The following is a 19,667-nucleotide window of genomic DNA, read 5'->3' on the forward strand; positions in this document are numbered from 1 at the left end:
CTCCAGGATCGCCCACTCCGCATCCGTCAGATCACCACGCGCCACAACGCAATTTGATCAAACCCTACGATCAACATTCCGGCGGACACGCCCTAATCCGCTGGCCCTCCGCGGTGGCCATGGCCGACCATGCGCGGGTGGGATACCTGGACGCGAACGGCCTCGCCTTCCGCCTGCCCGACGGACGCGAGCTGTTCCGCGACGTGTCGTTCAAGGTCGGCACGAACAGCGTGGTCGCCCTGGTCGGCGCGAACGGCGTCGGCAAGACGACCCTGCTGAGGATTCTCTCGAACGAGCTGACGCCCACCGCGGGCAGCGTCCGCGTGCAGGGCGGCCTCGGCGTGATGCCGCAGTTCGTCGGCTCGGTCCGGGACGGAAGCACCGTCCGCGACCTGCTGCTAGCCGCGTCGCCCGCGTCGCTGCGCGCCGCCGCGAAGGCGCTCGACGAGGTCGAGCTCCAGCTCATGGAGACCGACGACGAGCCGACGCAGATGCGCTACGCCGACGCGATCACCGCGTGGGGCGAGGTCGGCGGCTACGACGCCGAGGTGCTGTGGGACACCGTCACGGTCGCCGCGCTCGGCGTGCCATTCGACCGGGCCCGGTTCCGCGAGGTCCGCACGCTGTCCGGCGGCGAGCAGAAGCGGCTGGTGCTCGAAGCGCTGCTGCGCGGCCCGGAGCAGGTGCTGCTGCTCGACGAGCCGGACAACTACCTCGACGTGCCCGGCAAGCGCTGGCTGGAGGACCGGCTGCGCGAGACCGGCAAGGCCGTGCTGCTGGTCAGCCACGACCGGGAGCTGCTCGACGTCGCCGCGACGCACGTCGTGACGGTGGAGGCGCACTCGGCGTGGACGCACGCGGGCTCGTTCGGCACCTGGCACGGCGCCCGCGCGGCCCGCATCGACCGGCTCGCCGAGCTGCACCGGCGGTGGGACGAGGAGCACGACCACCTCAAGGAGCTCGTCCGCACGCTCCAGATCCAGGCCAGGATCAGCGAGGTGATGGCGGCGAAGTACCGGGTCATGCGGGCCAAGCTGGAGAAGTTCGAGGGGGCGGGTCCGCCGCCGGAGCTGCCGACGGACGAGAAGGTGACGCCCCGGCTGCGCGGCGGCCGCACCGGCGTGCGCGCCATCACCGTGGAGGACCTCGAGCTGACCGGGTTGATGAAGCCGTTCAGCACGGAGGTCTTCTTCTCCGACCGCGTGGCCGTGCTCGGCTCGAACGGGTCGGGCAAGAGCCACTTCCTGCGGCTGCTCGGTGGCGGCGACGTCGCGCACACGGGTGTGTGCCGCCTCGGGGCGCGGGTGGTGCCGGGCCTGTTCGCGCAGACCCACCAGCACCCGGAGTGGATCGGCCGCACGCTGGTCGACGTCCTGTGGCACGGCGAGGGCGGCCGCAAGGGGCTCGACCGGGGCGCGGCGATGGCCGTGCTGAGCCGCTACGGCCTCGGCAAGCAGGGCGACCAGCGGTTCGAGACGCTCTCCGGCGGCCAGCAGGCGCGGTTCCAGGTGTTGTTGCTGGAGCTGTCCGGCGCCACGCTGCTGCTGCTGGACGAGCCGACCGACAACCTCGACCTGAACTCGGCCGAGGCGTTGCAGAACGCCCTGGAAGGCTTCACCGGCACGGTCGTCGCGGTCACGCACGACCGCTGGTTCGCCCGCGGTTTCGACCGGTTCCTGCTGTTCCGGTCCGACGGCGAGGTCGTCGAGGTGGACGAGCCGGTGTGGGACGAGACGCGGGTCAAGCGCGCCCGGTAGCGCGATCCGGGCTGCCTGGGCGGTGCGGCCGGGTCTGGCAGCTTTCCGACGCATCGCCGGCGGACCACCACGCGAGGGCGCGTCGGTCGTTCGCGTCCTCATTTGCCGGCGATCACGCTTTTCGATCGTCGGGAAATCAGGGCGCGAACGACCGACTTCCAGGCGACCGAGCCCGCGACGCCGGAGGCAGCGCACTCCAACACAGGTGCTCGGCGTCGTCGTCGGGCTCGTCGTGCTGGTCCTGGTGGTGGCGGTCGCCCGGCACCGCGCCCGTCCGCCGAAGACGCTGCCGCTGGCCGTCGGCGTGCTGGTCGGCGTGGGTCTGCAAGGCCTGATCGGCGGCCTCAGCGTGCGCCGCGCCCTCGCGCCCGAGATCGTCGCGGTCCACTTCCTGGTCAGCATGGTGCTGGTCGCCGCGCTCGTCGTGCTGGTCGACCGGCTCGGCAGGCCCGACGCGGTGCCGACCGCGCCGGCCGACTTCCGGCTCCGGTACGGCATGAGGGCGATGCCCGTGGCGCTGACCGCCGTGGTCGTGCTGGGCGTCCTGGTCACCGGCAGCGGTCCGCACGGCGGTGACGAGGACGCGCGCCGGTTCGGCTACGACCTCGCCGAGGTGGCCGCGTGGCACGCGGTGGCGGTCGTGGTGCTGGTCGGCCTCCAGCTCGGTGCGGCGATCGTGCTGCGCACCGCGGCCGCGTTCGCCGCGCTCGCGCTGTCGGTCGTCCAAGGCGTGATCGGCTCGGTGCAGGAGGCGATGGCGCTGCCGGTGCCGTTGGTGGCGGCGCACGTGGTCACCGGCGCGCTGGTCGTCGCGGCCACCACGCACCTGGTCGTGCGGACGTTCCGGGGCTAGCGGGCGCTCGGCTCCGGCGTGCGGGTCGACGCGTCCTCGGACTCCGTCGGCTCGACGCCCCGCTCGACCAGGTGACCGGTCTCGAACTCGCGTTCCAGCACCCACAGCCCCTCTTCACGCCGCCACGACGTCAGCGAGGCGTTGGGCACGACGGTGTTGCGCGCGAACGCGGCGAGGTCGGGTTCGGGCAGGCACTCCAGCAGGTAGCGCAGCAGGAACGCCTGCAGCTCGTGCCCGAACAGCAGCACGCGCCGCCCGTCGAGGTCGCGCAGCAGCGACCGCAGCCGCAGCGCCACGTCCGCCCACGACTCACCGCCCGGCGGCCGGTAGTAGAACTTGCCGAGCCGCCGCTCGCGCGCCCGTTCCTCCGGGTACCGCGCCGCCACGCCGTGGCTGGTCAGCAGGTCCAGCACGCCCAGCTCGCGGTCGCGCAGCCGTTCGTCGACCCGTGACCGCGGTCGCCCGCTCACGGTGAGCCGCGCGGTGTCGATGGCCCGCCGGTACGGCGAGCAGACCACGAGGTCCGGCCACTCCTCGCGCGGCAGGGCGGCGAACCACCGGCCCAGCGCCCGGCCCTGCCGCTCGCCCTGGTCCGACAGCGGCACGTCCGCGTCGCGATCGAGGAGGTCCACGACCTCGTGACCGGCCGACTCCGCGGCCTCGCTCGCCACGTTGCCGGTGCTCTCGCCGTGCCTGATCAGCCCGATCCAGTCCACCCCAAGGGAGTCCACCTGAGCCAACCTAGCGCTCCGTCGCCGCCTCGGCACTCCCTGGCGTCGACCCGGGCGCGGCTGGACTCCGCGCGTGGACGTGGAGGTGGCCCGGCAGGTCATCCGCGGTCGGCGGGCAGCCGGCCGGACCTGACCGCCGCGACCAGCTCCTCGTGGTCGGCGCACGTCCGGTCGGCGTAGTCCAGCGCGTACCGGGCGATCGCCTCGTCCAGCTCCTCGCCGCCCGCGCAGTACCCCGCCAGCAGCCGCGGGTCGACCGACCGGCTGTGCGCGCGGGCCAGCAGCGCGCCCGCGAGCCGGCCGTAGTCGTCCAGGTCGTCCCGCTTCAACGTGGTCGCGTCGATCTCGCCCTTGCGGTTGCGGAACTGCCGGACGATGTAGTCCCGGCCCTCGATCGTGGTCCAGCCGAGCAGGATGTCGGTCTCCGCCTGCACGAGCCGCGCGCCGTGCACGATCCGCTTGCCCTCGTGCTTGACCGGCGGCGCGCCCAGGAACGGCGCCAGCGCCGACGGTCGCGCCTCCTTCGCCTGCAGCACGAGCGCCTCGTCGCCGTTGCCGTGCAACAGGACCAGGTAGTTGCGCAGGCCCACGCTGCCGGTGCCGACGACGCGGAACGCCACGTCCGACACGCTGTAGCGCATGATCAGCTCGTACCGGGACTCGCGCAGCGTGTCCACATAGGACGGCAGGGCGTCCACGACGGACCGCGCCACCTCGTCGGAGATCCGGGACAGCACGGGCGGGTCCGGCACGAACCGGATGTGCTCGCCCTCGCGCCGGGTCCACTTGGCCGCCACCCGGGCGCTGGTGTTCTTGCGCGCCTTGGACGCGGCCTTGGTGAAGTCGTCCAGCAGGTCGTCGGCCTTCGTCTTGGACAACGCCGACTCGTCGCCCAGCGCGTTCCACGACTCCATGAACGGGATCTCGGCCAGGTGCCGCGCCGCACCGCGGTAGGCGCGCACGGCGTCGGACGCCGCGTCCCGGCAGCCCTTCTCCGACACGCCGCCCTCCCGGCCCGCCAGCACCAGCGAGGTCGCCAGCCGCTTCAGGTCCCACTCCCACGGGCCGGGCAGCGTCTCGTCGAAGTCGTTGATGTCCATCACGATCCGGCCTTCGGGCGTGCCGTAGAGGCCGAAGTTGGCCGCGTGCGCGTCACCGCACAGCTGGGCGTCCAGCCCGCTGCGCGCGCCCACGGCCAGGTCGCCCGCCATCAGCCCGGCGCTGCCCCGGAAGAACGCGAACGGCGAGACGAGCATCCGGCCGATCCGCAGCGGCACGAGGTCCGGCAGGCGGCCCTCGTTCGACGCGTCCACGAACTCGACCACCGACGGCCGGTCCGGCGCGAGCCGCAGCTCGCGGTGCGCCCGGTGGCTCACCGCCGCCCGCAGCTCGCGGCCGCGCGCCAGGACCTCTTCCGGTTCGACCCACTGCCCCAGCGCGACGGCCGCCTCGGCCCGCTTGCGTTCACCCATGCGGGTAAGGATGCGTCACGCCACGACGGGATACGTGTGCCGCGACACGTCTGTGACCTGCGGTAACGGTCCGTGGTCGGTCCGTGTGGAACGGAAGCGGGTCAATCGGACACAGTGCCCAAAACCTCGGCGACGGCGTCGACGCCCCGGTCCAGCTCCGCGCGCGTGATGACGAGCGGGGGAGCGACGCGCAGGGTCGTGTCCTGCGTCTCCTTGCACAGCACGCCCAGCCGGGCCAGCGCCTCCGACGCCGCACGGCCGCGCGGTCCGCCGGGCGCGATCTCGACGCCCGCCCACAGCCCGCGCCCGCGCACCTCGGCCACCCCGCGCCCGACCAGCTCGCCCAGCCGCGCGTGCAGGTGGGCGCCCAGCTCGCGGGACCGCTGCTGGAACTCGCCGGTCGCCAGCAGCCGCACCACGGCCCGCCCGACCGCGCACGCCAGCGGGTTGCCGCCGAACGTCGACCCGTGCTCACCGGGCCGCAGCACGCCGAGCACCGCGCGGCTGCCGACCACCGCCGACACCGGCATGATGCCGCCGCCCAGCGCCTTGCCCAGCGTGTAGAGGTCGGCGCGCACGCCCTCGTGGTCCAGCGCGAGCAGCTCGCCGGTGCGGCCCAGGCCGGACTGGATCTCGTCCGCGATCATCAGCACGTGGTGCTCGTCGCACAGCGCCCGCACGCCCGCCAGGTAGCCCGCCGGCGGCACGACCACGCCCGCCTCGCCCTGGATCGGCTCCAGCAGCACCGCCGCCGTCCGCTCGGTGATCGCGTCGCGCAACGCCTCCAGCGAGCCGTACTCGACGACCTTGAAGCCCGGCGTGAACGGCCCGAAGTCCTCCCGCGCGGTGTCGTCGGTGGAGAACGAGACGATCGTGGTGGTCCGGCCGTGGAAGTTCGACCCGGCGACCACGATCTCGGCCGTGCCGGCCGGCACGCCCTTCACCCGGTACGCCCACTTGCGGGCGACCTTGATCGCCGACTCGACGGCCTCCGCGCCGGAGTTCATCGCCAGCACCATCTCGGTGCCGGTCAGCTCGGCCAGCTCGCGGCAGAACGGGCCGAACTGGTCGTGGTGGAACGCGCGGCTGGTCAGCGTGACCCGGCCGAGCTGCTCGACTGCGGCGGCGACCAGGTCGGGGTGGCGGTGGCCGAAGTTCAGCGACGAGTAGCCGGACAGGAAGTCCAGGTAGCGGCGTCCGTCGACGTCGGTGACCCACGCGCCTTCGCCGTGCGAGATGACGACCGGCAGCGGGTGGTAGTTGTGCGTGCTCCATTCCTCGTCGAGCGAGATGAAGTGCTGGGAGCTCAGAGCTGCGGCCATGGCGGTCATGTCACCAACACTAAGGGGCCTGCGCCAGCGAATTCATCCGTCAGGCGTTGCGCATCCGTCATGTTCGTTGCGCAATCGGACGTTTTGGCGGCGATTCGTTGTGCGATCGGCAAGCCCAAGATCGGCGGGTTACCCTCCGACGATGGCCGACAAGTCCGCGCAGGTCCAGTCGATATCAGACGCCTTCCGGGTGGACCCGGAAGCCTTCGACCTCCCCAAGGTCGACCCGGCCGCGACGCCGGTCGGGCCGCGGTCGAAGACGGAGGCCGCCGCGGACATGGCGGTGATCGGCCGCGAGCTGGACCGGCTCCAGGAGGCGCTGTACGCGGAGGGCACGGGCGGGGGCCGCCGGCGGGTGCTGCTGGTGCTCCAGGGCATGGACACCTCCGGCAAGGGCGGCACGATCCGGCACGTCGCGGGCCTGGTCAACCCGCAGGGCCTGCACATCGCGTCGTTCAAGAAGCCGACCCGGACCGAGTTGCGGCACGACTTCCTGTGGCGCATCCGCCGCCAGGTGCCGCAGCCGGGCTACATCGGCGTGTTCGACCGCTCGCACTACGAGGACGTGCTGGTCGCACGGGTGGACAACCTCGTGCCGTCGACCGAGTGGCGGCGCCGGTACCGGCAGATCAACGCGTTCGAGGCGGAGCTGGCGGAGCAGGGCGTGACCGCGGTCAAGTGCTTCCTGCACATCTCGCCGGAACGGCAGCGCGAGCGGCTCATCGCCCGGCTGGAGGACCCGCTCAAGCGCTGGAAGTACAACCCGGGCGACCTGGAGGTGCGGGCCAAGTTCTCCCGCTACCAGCTCGCCTACTCCGACGCGCTGGTCAAGTGCTCGACGAAGGTCGCGCCCTGGCACGTCGTGCCGTCGGACCGCAAGTGGTACCGGAACTGGGTGGTGGCCCGGCTGCTGCTGGAGGCGCTGCGCGGCCTGGCGCCCGCCTACCCGGAACCCTCGTACGATCCGGCCGTCGAGTTGGCACGGCTCCGGGAAGCCGACCCGCTGCGCTAGTCGCGATCTTCGGCGCGCCTCTTGCTCGTGCCCAGTGGTCCAGGCCACTGTGGGAGCCGCCGCGGGCGGTCGAGCGGAGGTTCGGTGTGGTTCTGGACAGGCGGCGGTTCCTGGGGGCCGTTGGCGTGGGAACGGGGTTGCTGATGACCGAGGGTGTCGCGCGAGCGGACGAGTCCGGGGCACGGGAGGAGGTCCGCGCCTACCTGGGCACCTACACGTCCTGGGCGGGCGGTGGCACGGGCCTCGGGCTCGGCTCGTACGACCCGGCGACGGGCAGGTTGCGCGTCACCGGCGTGGTGCCGGACGTGCCGAACCCGTCGTTCGTGATCGACGCGGGCCGGTGGGTGTACGCGGTCAACGAGAAGTCCGACGGGGAGGTGACCGCGCTGGCGGTCGGCCCGGACGGCGTGCCGAAGGTGATCGGCAGCCGGAGCACCGGCGGCGCGGACCCGTGCCACCTGGCGCTGCACCGGGGCTTCCTGCTGTCGGCCAACTACAGCTCGGGCAGCGTGGCCGTGCACCCCGTGCTGCCCGGGGGCGGGTTGGGCGAGCGCACGGACCTGGTCGTGCACACCGGCGCGGGACCGGACCCGGACCGGCAGGACGGGCCGCACGCCCACCAGGTGCTGGCCGACCCGAAGGGCGAGTTCGTGCTGGCGGTCGACCTGGGCACCGACTCGGTCTACAGCTACCGCCTCAGCGGTGACGGCAAGCTGACCCCGGCCGCCACCGCGCGCGTGCACGCCGGCGCGGGGCCGCGGCACCTGGCGTTCCACCCGTCGGGCAAGCACGCCTACATCGCCAACGAGCTCGACTCCACGATCGTGGTCGCGGGCTACGACCGGGGCGTGCTCACGCCGGGCCAGAAGGTGAGCACGCTGCCGGCCGGCGCGCCGACCACGCCGCGCAACTACCCGGCGGAGATCGTGGTGTCGGCGGACGGGCGGTTCGCCTACCTGTCCAACCGGGGTCACGACAGCGTGGCCGTGTTCGCGGTGGAACGCGGCGGCGCGGCGCTGCGGCTGGTCGAGGCGACGCCGGTGGGCGGGAAGTTCCCCCGGCACATCGCGCTCGACGCGTCCGGCCGGTTCCTGCTGGCGGCCAACCAGAACTCCGACACGATCACCACGTTCGAGGTGGACCGGAGCACCGGGAAGCTGCGGCTGACGAGCACGTCCGCCGCGCCGATCCCGGTCTGCGTCGCCCTGACGAGGTAACTCCCGACGGGTTAACTTCCGCCGGCGGGACTGTCCACAGTGGTAGGCACCGGTGCATGAAGATGCTCGCGATCGCGCTGCTGATGGCCATCACACCCGCACCGGTCGCGCCGGAGCTCGTCGCGTTGGGTGACTCCTACGCGGCGGGCCTCGGCGCGGGCGGCGAGGCGTCCGACGACTGCCGGCGGAGCCCGCACGCGTACCCGAGCCTGTGGGCGAAGCGCAACGGCGCGTCCCTGGTGTTCGTCGCGTGCGCGGGCGCCAAGACGGACCAGGTGGCCGGGCAGGCGGAGCGGATCACGCCGAGCGCCACGCTCGTCACCATCACCGCGGGCGGCAACGACGCCGGGTTCGGCGACGTCATGACGACGTGCACCCTGGGCAACGACGAGGAGTGCGTGCAGCGGGTCGACGTGGCCGAGGCGTTCATCCGGGGCGAGCTGCCCGGCCGGTTGGACTCGCTGTACGGCGTGGTGGCCGACCGGAGGTCCGCGTCGGCCGAGGTCGTGGTGCTCGGCTACCCGCGGCTGTTCTCGCACGAGACGTGGTGCCTGATGAGCGGGCCGAAGCGGGCGGCGGTGAACCGGGCGGCGGACGTGCTGGCCGAGGTGACCGGCGACCGGGCGAAGGCGGCCGGGTTCGAGTTCGCGGACGTGCGGGAGCGGTTCGACGACCACGGCGTGTGCGCCGACGAACCGTGGCTGAACGGCCTGGTCCTGGTCCCCGTCGACCGCTCCTACCACCCGAACCGGGCAGGCCAGGAATCCGGCTACCTCCCAGCCCTGACCGACGCCACCACCCGCGCGGACACCCCGACCACCGCCACCTGACCACCCCGCCACCCCCCGCCAGCTCGCCCGCTTCCTCCGGCAAGATCGCCCGCCACCCCCGCCGGATCGCCCGCCGCCGCTAGACCCCGACTGCCCCACGCGGTCACCGCCCGCCGCCCCGCGAGGTCGCGTCGATCGTTCGCGTCCCCATTTCCGGCGATCACGCTTTTCGATCGTCGGAAATGGGGACGCGAACGGTCGACTTCCAGGCGACCTCGCCGCCGTCTGCGGAGCAGCGGCAAACTAACACCGTGAACCACTCGAACGGGCTGCGCCAGGTCGCGGCCACCCGCTACGTCACGCCCTTCCGGGAGGGCGGCTCCCTGCCGGGGTTGGTCGAGGCCGACGACCTGGGCATGTACGTGCTCAAGTTCCGCGGCGCGGGCCAGGGGGTGAAAGCGCTCGTCGCCGAGATCGTGGTCGGCGAGCTGGCCCGCCGCCTCGACTTCCGGGTGCCGGAGATCGTGCTGGTCGACCTGGACCCGGAGCTGGGCCGGGCCGAGCCGGACCAGGAGGTGCAGGAGCTGCTCAAGGCCAGCGGCGGGCTCAACCTCGGGCTCGACTACCTGCCCGGCTCGTTCGACTACAACCCGGTGGTGCGCGAGCCGTCCCGGGAGACCGCGACCCGGCTGCTGTGGCTGGACGCGCTCACGCTCAACGTCGACCGCAGCTGGCGCAACCCGAACACGCTGCTCTGGCACCGCGAACTGTGGCTGATCGACCACGGCGCGTCGCTGTACTTCCACCACTCGTGGCGGCCGGAGCGGTTCCCGGCGGCCACCTACCGGTTCGACGCGGCCGACCACCTGATGCTGCCGTTCGCGGGCGACCTGGCCGAGGTGGACGCCGAGCTGACCGCCCGCGTCACGCCCGACCTGGTGCGCGAGGTGCTGGCGCTCGTGCCCGACGAGTGGCTGGCGCAGGACGAGGCGTTCGGCACACCGGCCGCCGTGCGCGAGGCGTACGAGTCGTTCTTCACCGCCCGCCTGGCCGCGCCGCGGGCGTGGGTCGACGCACTGGAGGCCGCACGTGCCGCACGTGTTTGAGTACGCGCTGCTGCGCGCCGTGCCCAGGCAGGAGCGCGGCGAGTTCGTCAACGTCGGCGTGCTCGTCTACTGCAAGGACCTGGACTTCCTCGGCGCCCGCGTGCACGTCGACGAGCGCCGGGTGCTGGCGCTGGACCCGTTCCTGGACGTGGAGGTGTTGCGGGCCACCCTGGAGCACCTGGGGCTGTCGTGCGACGGCGTGCCCACGGCGGGTCCGGTGTCGCGTACCACAGCGGGTCAGCGGTTCCGCTGGCTGACCGCGCCGCGCAGCACCATCGTCCAGACCTCGCCCGCGCACACCGGCCTGACCGACGACCCGGAGGCCGAGCTGGACCGCCTGCTGGCCGCGCTCGTGCTGCCGCCCGACCGGTAGTGCCACGACCGACGACCTCCGCCGCGATGCACCCGTCCGAGCGCCGGAACACGGGGCGGAGGCCGCCGGTCGTGGCACTAGGGTGGCAACCTCTTGCCGCGCACCGCGTCTTTAGGTGCGAGCAGTGACCGACACACGGACGGGGTCGCTTGATGAGCGCCGGATACCAGCAGGGCGGGTATCAGCAAGGCGGATACCGACAGGGCGGGCAACCGCGGCAGCGCAGGCCACAGGGCGGGCCGCCACCGGGCGGGTACGGGCAGCAGGCCGCGTACCAGCAGGCCGGACGACGTCCGGCGCCCCGACGCCGCAAGCCGAGAATCGGGCGGATCATCGGGGTGGTCCTGGTGCTGCTGCTGGCGCTCGGCGTCGGCATGTGGTTCTACGTCGACGGGTCGTTGCGCCGCATCGACGCGCTGACCGACTACGAGGGCAGGCCCGCCGACACGCCGGGCACCAACTGGCTGCTCGTCGGGTCGGACGCGCGCGACGACCTGACCGAGGAGCAGAAGGCCGCGCTGTCCACCGGTGACGCGGGCGGTCGGCGCACGGACACCATCATGCTGCTGCACATCCCGGAGGGTTCCGGGAAGTCCACTTTGGTGAGTGTCCCTCGCGACTCCTATGTGGACATCCCGGGCAACGGCAAGAACAAGATCAACGCGGCGTTCGCGTTCGGCGGGCCGTCGCTGCTGGTGCAGACCGTGGAGGGCGCCACGGGCATCCACGTCGACCACTACATGGAGATCGGCTTCGGCGGTTTCGCCGGGATCGTGGACGCGGTCGGCGGCGTGGACATGTGCATCGAGGAACCGATGCAGGACCCGTTGGCGGGTCTGGACCTCCAGCCGGGCTGCCAGGAGCTCGACGGCGCGCAGGCGCTGGGCTTCGTCCGCTCGCGGGCGTTCGCCACGGCCGACCTGCAGCGGGTGGAGAACCAGCGCAAGTTCCTCGCCGCGCTGACGGACAAGGCGACGAGCTTCGGCACGCTGGCCAACCCGTTCAAGGCGTTCCCGCTGCTGTTCGCCGGCACGGACTCGATCTCGGTGAACTCCGACGACCACCTGCACCACCTCGCGGGCATGGCGTTCGCCATGGGCGGGGGAGTGGACACGGTGACGGTGCCGGTGGGCGGCACGCCGACCGTGCCGGGCGCGGGCTCGGTCGTGCAGTGGGACCGGGACAACGCGCTGCGCCTGTTCGGCGCGCTGGAGAAGGACGAGCCGGTCCCGGCCGACCTGCTGCCGCAACCGAAGTAGCGCTCCGCGAACGGGCCGCCGGGCACACGCACCCGGCGGTCGCTCCACGGATCGGGCCGCCGGGCACACGCACCCGGCGGCCCGTCCGCGTTCCTAGGCCTTCGCGAGCGGGACGTCGGCGATCCCGAGCAGGTCCACGGCCAACCGCAGGGCGACCGCGCCCGCGAGGACCATCGCCGCACCCACCACGCACGCCGCCCACCACTGGACGCCGTCGTACAACAACCCCGCCGCCAGGCTGCCGACCACCAGCCCGACCAGGCCCGCGGTGTCCTGCACGCCCAGGACCGGGCGGGCCGACGCCCCGACGACGGCCTGCCGCACCGACAACACCGCACCCCAGGCCGCCCCGCTGATCATCCACAGCCCCGCGATCACGTACGGGTTGGGCGCCAACGCGAAACCCAGCGTGGTCGCGCAACCGACCAGTGACCCGACCGCCGACACCCGCCTGCGGCCGTGCCGCGACACGTGCCGGCGCACGTGCAGGATGGCGAGTCCCGCCGCCATCGAGCCGGGCACCAGCACGAGCACCACCTGCACCACCCCGAGGTCGAACCCGCGTTGCAGGTGCAGGACGAGGAGCAGCCCGACGGCCGCCCCCGCGGCCGCCGCCATCGCCTCCGCGACCGACGCCGGCCACCGCGGTCCCGTGCCCACCTCGGCCGGCGCGTTGTCGTCCCGGCCCTCGTCAGCGCCCGTCGGGCGGCGAGGCGCGGTCAAGAGGAACACCGCCGCGAGCACGCACATCGCCGCGCACACCCAGAACAACCCGGCGAACCCCACCATCCCGAAGAACACCAGCCCGAGGACGGCGGTGGGCCACGCCCCCACGTCCCGGGCGGAGGTGACGCGGAGGAACGCCTCGGTGTCGTCGGCCTCCCGTTCCCCGGCGATGGCCCGCACGGCGACCCACAGCAGCGCGCCCCCGGCGCCTCCGACCGCCGCCGCGCCGTACGCGAGCGGTGCGCTCTGGGCCACCGCGTACCCCGTGCACGCGAGCGCGTAGAGCGCCGCGCCGACCGCGGCGGTGTGCCGACGGTCCCACCGCTCCGCCAGCACCCGCGCGACCGGCCGCGCGAGCAGCGCGAACGCCGCCACGACCGCGACCAGCACACCCACCTCGGTCGCCCGCAAGCCGATCGCCGCCCCCGCCCAGAGCGGCAGCACGAGGTCGATCAGCTCGATCGGCCCGCCGACCAACCCCGCCGCTCTCAACGCCCGCCGTTCCCGCAGCACACCCGGTGCGTCCACGTCGCCCCCCAGAACCTCGGCACCGTCCGAAGCCGAACGGTAGTGGCCCGAGAAGGAGCCCGGTCAGGCTTTGACCACCGGGATGTCGGGCACGCCGAGCCGCCGCACCGCACGCGGCACGACCACCGCACCGGCGAGGATCATCCCGGCGGCCACCACGCACGCCACCCACCAGTGCGCGCCGTCGTACAACAACCCCGCCGCCAGGCTGCCGATCAACGCGCCGACCAGGCACGCCGCTTCGTACACGCCCATGGCGCGCCCCACCTGACCGTCGGCCGCCTCGGCGATCACGGCCTGCTGCACCGGCATCACCGCCGCCCACGCCAACCCGCTGAGCACCCACAGCCCGGCGATCACGTACGGGTTCGGCGCCCACGCCAGGCTCACCGCGAACGCGCAACTGGCCAGCGACGCGCACACCAGCACCAGCCGCCTGCCGAACCGCAGCACGTACCGGTGCAGGTACTCGGCGGCGGCGCTCATCGCGATCGCGCCGGGCAGGAACACGAACGCCACCTCCCGCAACTCCAGGCCGAACCCGCGTTGCAGGTGCAGGAGCAGCAGCAACCCGACGGCCGCCTCCGCCGCCATGGTCATCACCACCGCGAACAGCATCGGCCGCAACCGCCTGCCCACCGCGCCCAGCCCGGCCGCCGCCACGCCCCGGCCGCCGCCTTCCCGACGCCTCGGCGCGACGAGCAGGAACACCGCCGCCGCCACGCACGCCGCCGCGCACGCCCAGAACAGCCCCGCGTACCCGATCGAGCCCATGAGCGCCAGGCCCACCACGAACGCCACCCACGAGCCCGTCTCCTGCGCCGAGAGCAGGCGCGGGAACACCGCGCTGTCCTCGGCCAGCCGTTCGCTGACGATCGCGCGCACGGCGACCCACAGCAACGCGCCACCCGCACCGCCCACGGCCGCCGCGCCGTTCGCGAGCGGTGCGCCCTGGGCCACCGCGTACCCGGCGCACGACAGCGCGTAGAGCAGCGCGCCGATGGCGGCGGTGTGCCGCCGGTCCCACCGGTCCGCCAGCACGCCCGCCAGCGGCCGGACGAGGACCGACAGCGCCAGCTCCACCGCCATCAGCACGCCGACCTCGGTCGCGCTCAGCCCGATGGCCGCGCCCGCCCACAGCGGCAGCACGAAGTCGATCAGCTCGGTCGGCCCGTTGGCCAGCGTCGCCGCCGTCAACGTCCGCCGTTCCCGCGCCATCCCCCGGTCCACGTCGTCCCCCAAAACTTCGAACACCGTTCGTACAACTCCGAACGGTATACTGAGTTTCACCATGGACGCAAAGGACGACGCGCAGCGGCGAGTGCTGGAACTGCTGTGGAAGGACGCCCGCCGCCCCGCCCGCGGTCCCCGGCGCGGCCTGACGATGGAGCGGATCGTGGCCGCCGCGATCCGGATCGCGGAGACCGAGGGCCTGGCCGCGCTGTCGATGCGCCGGGTGGCCGTCGAGCTGGGCGTCGGCACGGCCTCGCTCTACACCTACCTGCCGGGCAAGGCGGAGCTGGAAGCCCTGATGGCGGACTCGATCGGGGCCGACGACCCGCTGCCGGACGACCGGCCGGGGGACTGGCGGGCCAAGCTGGAGGCGTGGGCGCGCGCCGACCACGAGGGCTACCGCAAGCACCCCTGGGTGCTGCACCTGGTCGCGACGGTGGCCGCGCCCGGACCGGGCCTGCTGCGGTGGATGGACTCGGCGCTGCGCGTGCTGGAGGGCACCGGCCTGTCCGAGGCGGAGAAGATGGCGGTGGTCGAGTCGGTCGACGCCTACGTGCGCGGTCAGGCCAGGCTGGGCCTCGACGCGCCGGAGCCCAGCGCCGAGGAGATGCGCGAACGCGACGCCGTGCTGGCCGAGCTGGTCGACTTCGAGCCGTACCCGGCGCTGGTCGCGGCCGTGCGGGCGGGCGTCTCGCCGTACGCGGGCGACCAGTTCGAGTTCGGGCTGCGGCTGCTGCTGGACGGGGTCGAAGCCCTCATCGCCTCGAAGAGGGCCCCGACGTCCTGAACGCCCTGGTCAGCCCTCGTCCGGGGTCGGCTCGTCGGCCTGCGCCGCAGCCGGTGCGGCGGTCTGGACCGCCTCGGCCGCCTCGCTGACGAGGATGATCCCCTCGAACTCGCGCAGCAGGTCGTCGTAGATCGGCGTGAGTGACACTTCGTAACCCCCAAAACCTCGTACGTCCCCCGAACGGGCCAAAGCAGCCTACCTACGGCCGCACCATCACTTCACCCGGTATTGGGCAATCCGATCATTCCCGGGCTAACTGTCGGCTAAACACATGGGCTGTCCGGAGGTTGTAGGGCTTCGTCACATGTCCGGTGCACCGCAGGTCACCTAGCGTTTCGGGCCATGACGAGTGTTCCCGGTCACAGCGACGACCTGTCCGGTCGAACCGCCCTGGTCACCGGCGCCGGCAGCGGCATCGGTCGGGCCTGCGCGGTCGCCCTCGCCCGCGCCGGGGCGAAGGTGCACCTCGTCGACCGCGACGGCGACTCGGTCGCCGACGCGGCCCGCGAGACCGGCGGCACGGAGCACGTGGTCGACCTCGCCGCCGACGACCCCGTCCGCGACCTGCCCGCCGAGGTCGACATCCTGGTCAACAACGCAGGCCTCCAGCACGTGGCGCCGGTGCACGAGTTCCCGCCCGACCGGTTCGCGCTGTTGCAGCGGGTCATGGTCACCGCGCCGTTCCTGCTCGCCCGGCACGCCCTGCCGCACATGTACCAGCGCGGCTGGGGTCGGGTGGTGAACATCTCCAGCGTGCACGGCGCCAGGGCCAGCGCGTTCAAGTCCGCCTACGTCACCGCCAAGCACGGCCTGGAAGGGCTGAGCAAGGTCATCGCGCTGGAAGGCGCGCCGCACGGCGTGACCAGCAACTGCGTCAGCCCCGGCTACGTGCGCACCCCGCTGGTGGAGAACCAGGTCGCCGACCAGGCCCGGGCGCACGGCATCGAGCCGGAGCAGGTGCTCGCCGACGTGATGCTCACCCGGCACGCCATCAAGCAGCTCATCGAACCGGCCGAGGTGGCTTCCGTCGTGCTGTGGCTGTGCGGCGCGCACTCCGGTCACGTCACCGGCTCGTCGTTCACGATCGACGGCGGCTGGACCGCCCAGTAGCCCCCGTTCGCCCCCCTCCCCAACGAAGTGGTGACCGACATGACGAACGCCGCCCCTCCGCAGCCGAAGAAGTCCTTCGCCAAGGTGGTCATAGCCAGCCTCATCGGCACGACCATCGAGTGGTACGACTTCTTCCTCTACGGCTCCGCCGCCGCCCTGGTGTTCAACAAGCTGTTCTTCCCGCAGAGCGACCCGCTCGTGGGCACCATGCTCGCCTTCCTCACCTACGCGATCGGCTTCCTGGCCCGTCCGCTCGGCGGCCTGGTGTTCGGCCACTTCGGCGACAAGCTCGGCCGCAAGAAGCTGCTCGTGCTCAGCCTGGTGCTGATGGGCGGCGCGACGTTCGCCATGGGCCTGCTGCCCACCTACGCCGCGATCGGCGTGGCCGCGCCGCTGCTGCTGACGTTGCTGCGGTTGATCCAGGGCTTCGCGCTGGGCGGCGAGTGGGGCGGCGCGGTGCTCATCGTGTCCGAGCACGGCAGCGCGGAGCGGCGTGGGTTCTGGGCGTCCTGGCCGCAGGCGGGCGTGCCGATGGGCAACCTGCTGGCGACCGCCGTGCTCGCGGTGCTGGCCGCCGTGCAATCCGACGAGGCGTTCCTGTCGTGGGGCTGGCGGGTGCCGTTCCTGCTCTCCGGCGTGCTCGTCCTGATCGGGCTGTGGATCCGGCTCAGCGTGTCCGAGTCGCCGGTGTTCCTGGAGGCCCAAAAGAAGATCGAGGCCGGCAAGCTCAAGGAGAAGCCCCCGATCGTGGCCGTCGTGCGCGACCACTGGCGCGAGGTGCTGATCGCGATGGGCGCCCGCATGGCGGAGAACGTGTCGTACTACGTGATCACCGCGTTCATCCTGGTCTACATCACGTCGGAACTGGGGATGCCGCGTTCGGCGGGGTTGAACGCGGTGCTGATCGCGTCGTTCGCGCACCTGGTCACGATCCCGATGTGGGGCGCGCTGTCGGACCGGATCGGCCGCCGCACCACGTACCTGATCGGCGCGGTCGGCATCGGCTTGTGGATGTTCGTGTTCTTCGCGCTGCTGGACACGAAGTCGTTCTTCCCGATGACGCTCGCGGTCACCGTCGGCCTCGTCCTGCACGGCGCGATGTACGGCCCGCAGGCGGCGTTCTTCTCGGAGCTGTTCGGCACGAAGGTGCGCTACTCGGGCGCGTCCATCGGCTACCAGCTCGCGTCGATCGGCGCGGGCGCCGTGGCGCCCCTCATCGCGACCGCCCTGCTCGCCGCCTACGACAGCTCGTTCCCGATCGTGGTGTACGTGATCGGCATGTGCGTGCTGACCGTGATCGCGGTCGTGGTGGCCAAGGAGACGAAGGGCAGCTCCCTGAACCGGACCGACGCGGACACGGCGTCGGTGCGAGCATGACGGTATGAGCGAGGCGGACGCGGTGGAGCACCTGTTGGAGCTGCTCGACCTGCTCGCGACCGACGCGGGCAGCGAGCGGTTGGCGGCGGTGCTCCCCGCGGCCCGCGCGGCCGGTGTGCCGGATCCCGAGCTGGACCACATCGCCCGCGCCACGGAGTGGGCGTTGCGGATCCGCCGCACGCTCACCGCGCACCGCCGTCGTGAGGCCGAGCTGGAAGCGCTGTTCGACACCGCGAACGACCTGGCCGGCGTGCGCGACCCGGACGCCGTGCTGCGGTCGATCGTGCGGCGCGCCCGGCTGCTGCTCGGCGCGGACATCGCCTACCTGAGCATGAACGAGCCCGGTCGCGGCACCTACATGAGGGTCACCGACGGCTCGATCTCCGCGCTGTTCCAACAGGTCCGGCTCGGCATGGGCGAAGGGCTCGGCGGGCTCGTGGCCCAGACCGCGCGGCCCTACGTGACCGCCGACTACTTCGCCGACGACCGGTTCAACCACACCGGCCCGATCGACGCGGCCGTGCGCGACGAGGGCCTGGTCGCGATCCTGGGCGTGCCGCTCCAGCTCGACCGCCGGGTCATCGGCGTGCTCTACGCGGCCAACCGCTCGCCGCGCCAGTTCCCGCCCGACGAGGTGGCGCTGCTGTCGTCGCTGGCCGACCACGCCGCGATCGCGCTGGACACCGCGCACCTGCTGGAGGAGACCCGGGCCGCGGGCGAGACGATCCGCGCGCACAACGAGGCCATGCGCCGCGCCGAGGACGCCCACGACCGGCTCACCGACCTGGTGCTGCGCGGCGCGGACGTGCCCGAGGTGGCCGCCGCCGTGGCCAAGGTGCTCGACGGCGGGATCGTGGTGCACGACAACGACGGCGTCGAGCTGGCCCGCATCGGCACCACCCGCGCGCTCACGCCCCGTGCGGCGGTCAACGCCTCCCGCGCCAGCGGCCGGGCCATCCCGCAGGACGGCACGTGGGTGTGCGCCGTGCTGGCGGGCCGCGAGCTGCTGGGCGGCATCACGCTCACCGACCGCCCGGACCTCGGCGACGCCGACCGCAGGCTGTTCGAACGCGCGGGCGTCGTCACCGCCCTGCTGCTCCTGCTGCGCCGCACGGTCGCCGAGGCGGAGAACAAGGTGCGCGGCGAGCTGATCACCGACCTGCTGACGGCCGCGGTGGACTCGGTCGCGTTGCGCGCCCGTGCCCGCCGGGTCGGCGTCGAGCTGGCCGCCGACCACGTGGTGCTGGTCGCGGACGGTCCCCGTGACCGGCTCCTCGCCGCCGCCGCGCACCACGCGTCGTCGTGCCGCGGGCTGGCGGGCGTGCACGGCGAGCACGTGGTGCTGGTGCTGCCCGGCGCGGACCTGGCGTGCGCGGCGGAGGACGCGGCCCGGGTGCTGGGCAAGGCGGTCGGCCTGCCGGTGACCGTCGGCTCGGGCGGTCCGGCGCACGGCCCGGAAGGCGTGGCCGCCGCGCACGCCGAGGCCGTGCGGTGCCTGAAGGCGTTGCTGCAGCTGGGGCGCAAGGGTACCGGCGGCACGCTCGCGGACCTCGGTTTCGTCGGCGTGCTGCTGGGCGACCGGGCGGACGTCGCCGGGTACGTGCGCTCCACCCTCGGCCCCCTGCTGGACTACGACTCCAGCCGCGGCACCGAGCTGGTCCGGACCGTCACGGCGTACTTCGCGTGCGGCGCGAACCTCAGCCGCGCCAAGGACGAGCTGCACGTGCACGTGAACACGGTGGTGCAGCGGCTGGACCGGGTGGCGAGCCTGCTGGGCGAGGACTGGCAGTCGCCGGACCGGGTGCTCGAAGTCCAACTGGCGCTCAAGCTCATGAAGGTGCTCGGCCCGTGATGTCGTCGCCCGGTCGTCGCTGAGCCCTGGAGATCCGCACGCCCGGCAGGCGGGCCCAGAAGCGCGGAAGCGCCGGACGCCGGTGTCCCGGGGGGGGGGGGGGGGCCCCCCACCCTCCGCGAGGCGCAGGGGAGGGTGTGTTGTTGCTCGCACACACCCCCCTATTTTTTCTG

18 protein-coding genes are annotated in these 19,667 nt (G+C 72.9%); 12 read left to right on the forward strand and 6 right to left on the reverse strand.

The features are described 5' to 3' along the window. Positions 1–119: 119 nt before the first annotated feature. Together ACZ7GX_RS32060 and ACZ7GX_RS32065 are read left to right on the forward strand one after the other, a co-directional pair. A complete protein-coding gene (locus tag ACZ7GX_RS32060) occupies positions 120–1,757 on the forward strand; it encodes an ABC-F family ATP-binding cassette domain-containing protein (RefSeq protein WP_498782110.1) in 1,638 nt (545 codons plus the stop codon). A 205-nt stretch (positions 1,758–1,962) separates the two neighbouring features. Then, the gene (locus ACZ7GX_RS32065) at positions 1,963–2,610 is read left to right on the forward strand and encodes a COX15/CtaA family protein (protein ID WP_498782112.1); all 648 of its coding nucleotides are present in this window, start codon (positions 1,963–1,965) and stop codon (positions 2,608–2,610) included. Here ACZ7GX_RS32065 and ACZ7GX_RS32070 read toward each other — a convergent pair. From ACZ7GX_RS32070 to rocD, 3 genes are all read right to left on the reverse strand, one after another. Continuing rightward, the gene (locus ACZ7GX_RS32070) at positions 2,607–3,341 is read right to left on the reverse strand and encodes a histidine phosphatase family protein (protein ID WP_498782114.1); all 735 of its coding nucleotides are present in this window, start codon (positions 3,339–3,341) and stop codon (positions 2,607–2,609) included. The genes ACZ7GX_RS32065 and ACZ7GX_RS32070 overlap by 4 nt on opposite strands. Before the next feature lie 98 nt (positions 3,342–3,439). Beyond that, the gene (locus ACZ7GX_RS32075) at positions 3,440–4,813 is read right to left on the reverse strand and encodes a DUF2252 domain-containing protein (protein WP_498782116.1); all 1,374 of its coding nucleotides are present in this window, start codon (positions 4,811–4,813) and stop codon (positions 3,440–3,442) included. A 101-nt stretch (positions 4,814–4,914) separates the two neighbouring features. Next, entirely contained in the window at positions 4,915–6,144 is a 1,230-nt protein-coding gene (rocD, locus tag ACZ7GX_RS32080; protein ID WP_498782118.1) for an ornithine--oxo-acid transaminase, read from the reverse strand. 142 nt (positions 6,145–6,286) lie between these two features. Between rocD and ACZ7GX_RS32085 the strand changes: the two genes are divergently transcribed. The 6 genes from ACZ7GX_RS32085 to ACZ7GX_RS32110 all read left to right on the forward strand — a co-directional run bounded on the left by ACZ7GX_RS32085 (position 6,287) and on the right by ACZ7GX_RS32110 (position 11,881). Further along, positions 6,287–7,156, forward strand: a complete 870-nt coding sequence (locus ACZ7GX_RS32085; RefSeq protein WP_498782120.1) for a PPK2 family polyphosphate kinase — start codon at positions 6,287–6,289, stop codon at positions 7,154–7,156. 143 nt (positions 7,157–7,299) lie between these two features. Then, entirely contained in the window at positions 7,300–8,373 is a 1,074-nt protein-coding gene (locus tag ACZ7GX_RS32090; protein ID WP_498782122.1) for a lactonase family protein, read from the forward strand. Between the two features lie 56 nt (positions 8,374–8,429). Beyond that, positions 8,430–9,203 carry an SGNH/GDSL hydrolase family protein gene (locus ACZ7GX_RS32095; RefSeq protein WP_498782124.1) on the forward strand — a complete coding sequence of 258 codons (774 nt, stop codon included), beginning with the start codon at positions 8,430–8,432 and terminating at the stop codon, positions 9,201–9,203. 251 nt (positions 9,204–9,454) lie between these two features. Beyond that, positions 9,455–10,249, forward strand: a complete 795-nt coding sequence (locus tag ACZ7GX_RS32100) for a HipA family kinase (RefSeq protein WP_498782126.1) — start codon at positions 9,455–9,457, stop codon at positions 10,247–10,249. Beyond that, positions 10,233–10,622: a DUF3037 domain-containing protein gene (locus tag ACZ7GX_RS32105; protein ID WP_498782128.1), complete on the forward strand. Its 390-nt coding sequence runs from the start codon at positions 10,233–10,235 to the stop codon at positions 10,620–10,622. Before ACZ7GX_RS32100 ends, ACZ7GX_RS32105 begins: the two co-directional genes overlap by 17 nt. Positions 10,623–10,774: 152 nt before the next feature. Continuing rightward, positions 10,775–11,881: an LCP family protein gene (locus ACZ7GX_RS32110; protein ID WP_498782130.1), complete on the forward strand. Its 1,107-nt coding sequence runs from the start codon at positions 10,775–10,777 to the stop codon at positions 11,879–11,881. Positions 11,882–11,974: 93 nt separating this feature from the next. On the opposite strand, the gene ACZ7GX_RS32115 is transcribed toward ACZ7GX_RS32110, so the two are convergent. Continuing rightward, entirely contained in the window at positions 11,975–13,135 is a 1,161-nt protein-coding gene (locus ACZ7GX_RS32115) for an MFS transporter (RefSeq protein ID WP_498782132.1), read from the reverse strand. Between the two features lie 63 nt (positions 13,136–13,198). Beyond that, positions 13,199–14,389 carry an MFS transporter gene (locus tag ACZ7GX_RS32120; protein ID WP_498782134.1) on the reverse strand — a complete coding sequence of 397 codons (1,191 nt, stop codon included), beginning with the start codon at positions 14,387–14,389 and terminating at the stop codon, positions 13,199–13,201. A 37-nt stretch (positions 14,390–14,426) separates the two neighbouring features. Here ACZ7GX_RS32120 and ACZ7GX_RS32125 point away from each other — a divergent pair, with 37 nt between their 5' ends. Beyond that, positions 14,427–15,155, forward strand: a complete 729-nt coding sequence (locus ACZ7GX_RS32125; RefSeq protein ID WP_498782136.1) for a TetR/AcrR family transcriptional regulator — start codon at positions 14,427–14,429, stop codon at positions 15,153–15,155. A gap of 9 nt (positions 15,156–15,164) precedes the next feature. Here ACZ7GX_RS32125 and ACZ7GX_RS32130 read toward each other — a convergent pair whose 3' ends face one another. Further along, a complete protein-coding gene (locus ACZ7GX_RS32130; protein ID WP_498782138.1) occupies positions 15,165–15,302 on the reverse strand; it encodes a hypothetical protein in 138 nt (45 codons plus the stop codon). 195 nt (positions 15,303–15,497) lie between these two features. Between ACZ7GX_RS32130 and ACZ7GX_RS32135 the strand changes: the two genes are divergently transcribed. From ACZ7GX_RS32135 to ACZ7GX_RS32145, 3 genes are read left to right on the forward strand one after another with little or no spacing between them, the layout of a single operon-like run. Beyond that, on the forward strand, positions 15,498–16,265 hold the full coding sequence (locus ACZ7GX_RS32135; RefSeq protein ID WP_498782140.1) for a 3-hydroxybutyrate dehydrogenase: 768 nt from the start codon (positions 15,498–15,500) through the stop codon (positions 16,263–16,265). A gap of 39 nt (positions 16,266–16,304) precedes the next feature. Further along, positions 16,305–17,642 (forward strand): MFS transporter, encoded by a 1,338-nt coding sequence (locus ACZ7GX_RS32140; RefSeq protein WP_498782142.1) that lies wholly within the window; start codon positions 16,305–16,307, stop codon positions 17,640–17,642. Positions 17,643–17,646: 4 nt separating this feature from the next. Continuing rightward, positions 17,647–19,494 (forward strand): helix-turn-helix domain-containing protein, encoded by a 1,848-nt coding sequence (locus ACZ7GX_RS32145; protein ID WP_498782144.1) that lies wholly within the window; start codon positions 17,647–17,649, stop codon positions 19,492–19,494. Positions 19,495–19,667: the final 173 nt, after the last annotated feature.

This window comes from Actinosynnema sp. NPDC037264, assembly GCF_055603705.1.

Coding starts and splice junctions, on each gene's coding strand:
- ACZ7GX_RS32090 (WP_498782122.1), top strand. CDS start 7,300: ATGACCGAGGGTGTCGCGCGAGCGGACGAGTCCGGGGCACGGGAGGAG.
- ACZ7GX_RS32085 (WP_498782120.1), top strand. CDS start 6,287: ATGGCCGACAAGTCCGCGCAGGTCCAGTCGATATCAGACGCCTTCCGG.
- ACZ7GX_RS32075 (WP_498782116.1), bottom strand. CDS start 4,813: ATGGGTGAACGCAAGCGGGCCGAGGCGGCCGTCGCGCTGGGGCAGTGG.
- ACZ7GX_RS32135 (WP_498782140.1), top strand. CDS start 15,498: ATGACGAGTGTTCCCGGTCACAGCGACGACCTGTCCGGTCGAACCGCC.
- ACZ7GX_RS32125 (WP_498782136.1), top strand. CDS start 14,427: ATGGACGCAAAGGACGACGCGCAGCGGCGAGTGCTGGAACTGCTGTGG.
- ACZ7GX_RS32140 (WP_498782142.1), top strand. CDS start 16,305: ATGACGAACGCCGCCCCTCCGCAGCCGAAGAAGTCCTTCGCCAAGGTG.
- ACZ7GX_RS32060 (WP_498782110.1), top strand. CDS start 120: ATGGCCGACCATGCGCGGGTGGGATACCTGGACGCGAACGGCCTCGCC.
- ACZ7GX_RS32110 (WP_498782130.1), top strand. CDS start 10,775: ATGAGCGCCGGATACCAGCAGGGCGGGTATCAGCAAGGCGGATACCGA.
- ACZ7GX_RS32095 (WP_498782124.1), top strand. CDS start 8,430: ATGAAGATGCTCGCGATCGCGCTGCTGATGGCCATCACACCCGCACCG.
- ACZ7GX_RS32145 (WP_498782144.1), top strand. CDS start 17,647: ATGAGCGAGGCGGACGCGGTGGAGCACCTGTTGGAGCTGCTCGACCTG.
- rocD (WP_498782118.1), bottom strand. CDS start 6,144: ATGACCGCCATGGCCGCAGCTCTGAGCTCCCAGCACTTCATCTCGCTC.